4 protein-coding genes are annotated in these 3627 nt (G+C 67.7%); all 4 read left to right on the forward strand.

The features are described from left to right. The coding region (locus ACEQXV_RS06975) for a thiamine pyrophosphate-dependent enzyme (RefSeq protein WP_370268472.1) at nt 1–1099 on the forward strand (1099 nt) is incomplete at its 5' end. Further along, entirely contained in the window at nt 1096–2583 is a 1488-nt protein-coding gene (locus tag ACEQXV_RS06980) for an indolepyruvate oxidoreductase subunit beta family protein (RefSeq protein WP_370268473.1), read from the forward strand. The genes ACEQXV_RS06975 and ACEQXV_RS06980, both read left to right, overlap by 4 nt. After that, nucleotides 2583–3002 (forward strand): acyl-CoA thioesterase, encoded by a 420-nt coding sequence (locus ACEQXV_RS06985; protein WP_370253872.1) that lies wholly within the window; start codon nt 2583–2585, stop codon nt 3000–3002. The genes ACEQXV_RS06980 and ACEQXV_RS06985 overlap by 1 nt, the downstream gene beginning before the upstream one ends. Then, the coding region (locus tag ACEQXV_RS06990) for a ketopantoate reductase family protein (RefSeq protein ID WP_370268474.1) at nt 2999–3627 on the forward strand (629 nt) is incomplete at its 3' end. The genes ACEQXV_RS06985 and ACEQXV_RS06990, both read left to right, overlap by 4 nt.

A 3627-nucleotide genomic window follows, 5' to 3' on the forward strand; every position in this document is an offset into this window, starting at 1 on the left:
CGTGCTGCCGATGGCGGGCGAATATTCCGCCCCGGTTCTGGTGGCAGGGATCGGGGCCTTCCTGCGCGCCCATCAGCCCGCGCTTGGCAATCGCGTCAACGAAGACGCCTATGCCAGCGAAATCGACGAGCTTCGCGCCGAGGCCCGCAAGCTGCTTGGCGCGCCGGTCCCGCCGCGCCCGCCGGGTTTCTGCGTGGGCTGTCCCGAACGGCCCTTCTTCGCCGCGTTGAAACTGGCCAAGGAAGAGGTGGGCGAGGTGCATTACTCTGCCGATATCGGCTGTCACGCCTTCGCGACCTTCGCGCCTTTCAATTTCGGCAACTCGATCCTGGGCTACGGGATGAGCCTTGCCTCCAATGCCTCGGTCGCCAGTTTCCAGGACAAGCCGCCGCTGGCGGTGATGGGCGATGGCGGGTTCTGGCATAACGGGCTGTTGTCGGGCGTCACCTCGCGGCTGAAGAACGGCGGCGACGGGGTGCTGGTGATCATGAAGAACGGCTACACCTCGGCCACCGGCACGCAGGAGCTGATTTCCTCGCCCGAACGTGCGGCCAAGGACCGGGCCGGGGCCGAAAGCGCCACCGCGAACGATCATACGATCGAAGAGGCGCTGAAGGGCGTCGGCGTCAAGTGGTTGCGCACCGTGCATACCTACAAGGTCTCCGAGATGCGCCAGACGCTGACCGAGGCCTTCAAGTCGACATTCAAGGGGCTCAAGGTCATCGTGGCCGAGGGGGAATGCCAGCTGGAGCGCCAGCGCCGAGTGAAGCCCCTGCGCACCAAGGCTCTGGCGGCGGGCGAGCGGGTGGTGCGCAACCGTTTCGGCGTCGACGAGGACACCTGCACCGGCGATCATTCCTGCATGCGCCTGTCGGGCTGTCCGACGCTGACCATCAAGACATCGAGCGACCCGCTCAAGACCGACCCGGTGGCCCATGTCACCAATGGCTGCGTAGGTTGCGGGCTGTGTGGCGAGGTTGCCCATGCGGCAACGCTTTGCCCCTCGTTCTGGCGGGCCGAGATCATCTCCAACCCAAGCTGGCGCGATCGGGCGCTGGCGCGGCTGCGGGCGTTCTTTGCCCCGGGACGGCAGGCATGAGTGCGATGAGTGACCAGGCGCTGCCGCTACGCATCCTCATTCACGCCCTGGGCGGCGAGGGCGGGGGTGTGCTGATGAACTGGATCGTGAGCGCGGCCACCGCCGCCGGGCGCAAGGTGCAGGCCACCTCGGTTCCCGGCGTGGCACAGCGCACGGGTTCGACCACCTATTACATCGAGATCGCCCCGCCCGGGACCGATCCGGTGATGGGGCTCAGCCCCATGCCGGGCCGTGTCGACGTGGTGCTGGCGAGCGAGTTGGTCGAGGCGGCCAGGGCGATGGAGGCCGGATTCGTGTCCCCCCGGCTGACAACGCTCATCGCCTCGACCAATCGTGTCTATGCGACTGCCGAGAAAATCCAGATGGGCGATGGCCGGCAGGATGATGCGCGCGTCGTCGCGGCAGCGCGGGCGCTGGCCAGAACCAGCCACCTGCATGATCTCGACGCGCTGGCCCGCGAAAACGGCACCTTCATTTCGGCCACGCTTTACGGTGCCCTTCTGGGGTCCGGCCTGCTGCCCTGGGATCGCGCGATGTCGCTGGCGGTATTGGGCAAGGGGCGCGGGGCCGAGGCCAGCCTGCGCGGCGTCGAGGCGGCGGAACGCGCTGTGCAAGGGGTCAGGGCAGCGCAGCCTGCGCCGTCACGGCCCGAGGCTGTCCCCGAAGAGCCGGGGCCCGTCGACGGTCTGCCCCCCGCCATCCGCAAGATCGCGTCCCACGGGCGCGAACGGCTGCTGGACTACCAGGGCGACGCCTATGCACGGCTTTATTCAGACAGGCTGGCGCGGTTGGCTGATGCTGCCGACCCGACCGATCACCGCGCCCTGCATGCCCTTGGTGAAGCCGCGCGGCGGCTGGCACTCTGGATGGCCTATGAAGACGTGGCGCGGGTGGCCGACCTGAAAACCCGGGCCGAGCGCTTTGCCCGCATCCGCGCCGAGGCCGAGATGACCGAGGGCCAGGTGCTGCGCGTGGTCGATTACCTCAAGCCCCGCGCCGAGGAAGTGGCCGATATCCTGCCGGTCGGGATCGGGCGGCGGATCATGGCGCGGGTCGAGCAGGGCAAGGGGTTGCCCTTCCTGGGGCGCGGCATTCACCTGCATTCCAACGGGATCATCGGCTATCGCCTGCTGCGGTTCATGGCGGGCTTCAAGCGCCTGCGTCCCCGTTCGCTGCGCTATGCGCGCGAGCAGGCCGATATCGAGGCCTGGATGGCGGCGCTGGTGGCCACCTTGCCCACGGCCCCAGGCTTTGCCGGGGCGCTGGCCGAACTGCCGCGGTTGCGAAAGGGATATTCCGACACGCTAGCGCGCGGGCTGAGAGCCTATGAACGGATTTTCCAGCAGATCGTGGCGCCAGCCGTCGCCGGACCCGACCCCGAGGCTGCGAGCGCCACCCTGCGCGATGCCATGGCTGCCGCAATGGCCGATGACAGCCATGCCCGGCTCGATGCCTGCCTTGCCGATCTGAAAGGAGCCGCCTGATGTTTGAAAGCCGCCGCAGCGTGCAGATCGAATGGGGCGATTGCGACCCGGCCGAGATTGTCTTTTACCCCAACTATTTCCGCTGGTTCGACGCCTCGACCGCGCAGCATTTCGGCGCGGCGGGCCTGCCCAAGCCCGAACTGCGCCGCCGCTACGGCGTGGTGGGGTTTCCGATGGTCGACACGCAGGCGCGCTTTCATATCCCTTCGCGCTTTGGCGACACGGTCGATATCGTGACCACGATCACCCGCTTCGGGCGATCGAGCTTCGACGTGGAACACCGCCTGATGCGCGGGGACAAGCTGGCCGTGGAAGGCTTTGAAAAACGCGTGCTGGTGCGCGCCAGGGAGGGTGGGGGCATCACATCCTGCCCGGTGCCCGAAGAGGTGGTGGCGCTCTTTTCCGGGGCTCAGCCATGAAGATCGCGGTCTTGGGGGCAGGGGCGCTCGGGTCCGTTGTGGGGGCCTCGCTTTTCCGAGCGGGCTGCGACGTGACGCTGCTCGACCTCAACACCGCCCATCTCGACGCGATCAACCGCGACGGTCTGCGCGTCGATTGGGACGAGGGCTCGGAAACCTACCCGATCCCGGCCATGCTGCCCGAAAAGGCCCCGAGGGCCGATCTCGTCATCCTATTGACCAAGACCTATCACAGCGACGCGGCCCTTGCCAAGATCGCCCCCCTGATCGAGGCCGGGGCGCATGTGCTGACCTTGCAAAACGGGTTGGGCAACGTAGAGCGGGTGGCGGCAAGGGTGCCGCGATCCCGCATCCTCTATGGCTGCACCATGACCCCGGCCGATTTTCGCGCTCCGGGCCATGTGGCGAGCCACGGCAAGGCCCATACGCCCTTCGCGCCGCTGGAGGCCGACGGTGCGGCTGACCTGTTCGGGCCTGCGCTCGCGCCCGCCGGGTTCGAGATGACGCCCGAGGCCCCCGTGCTGGTCTGGAAGAAAGCCGCCTTCAACTGCGCAATGAACGCCGCCGGGATGCTGGGGGGCGGAAGCGTGGGCGATATTGCCACCCATCTGGGCCCTGACCTGGC

This window comes from Nioella sp. (assembly GCF_964229645.1).
Lineage (GTDB): Bacteria > Pseudomonadota > Alphaproteobacteria > Rhodobacterales > Rhodobacteraceae > Nioella.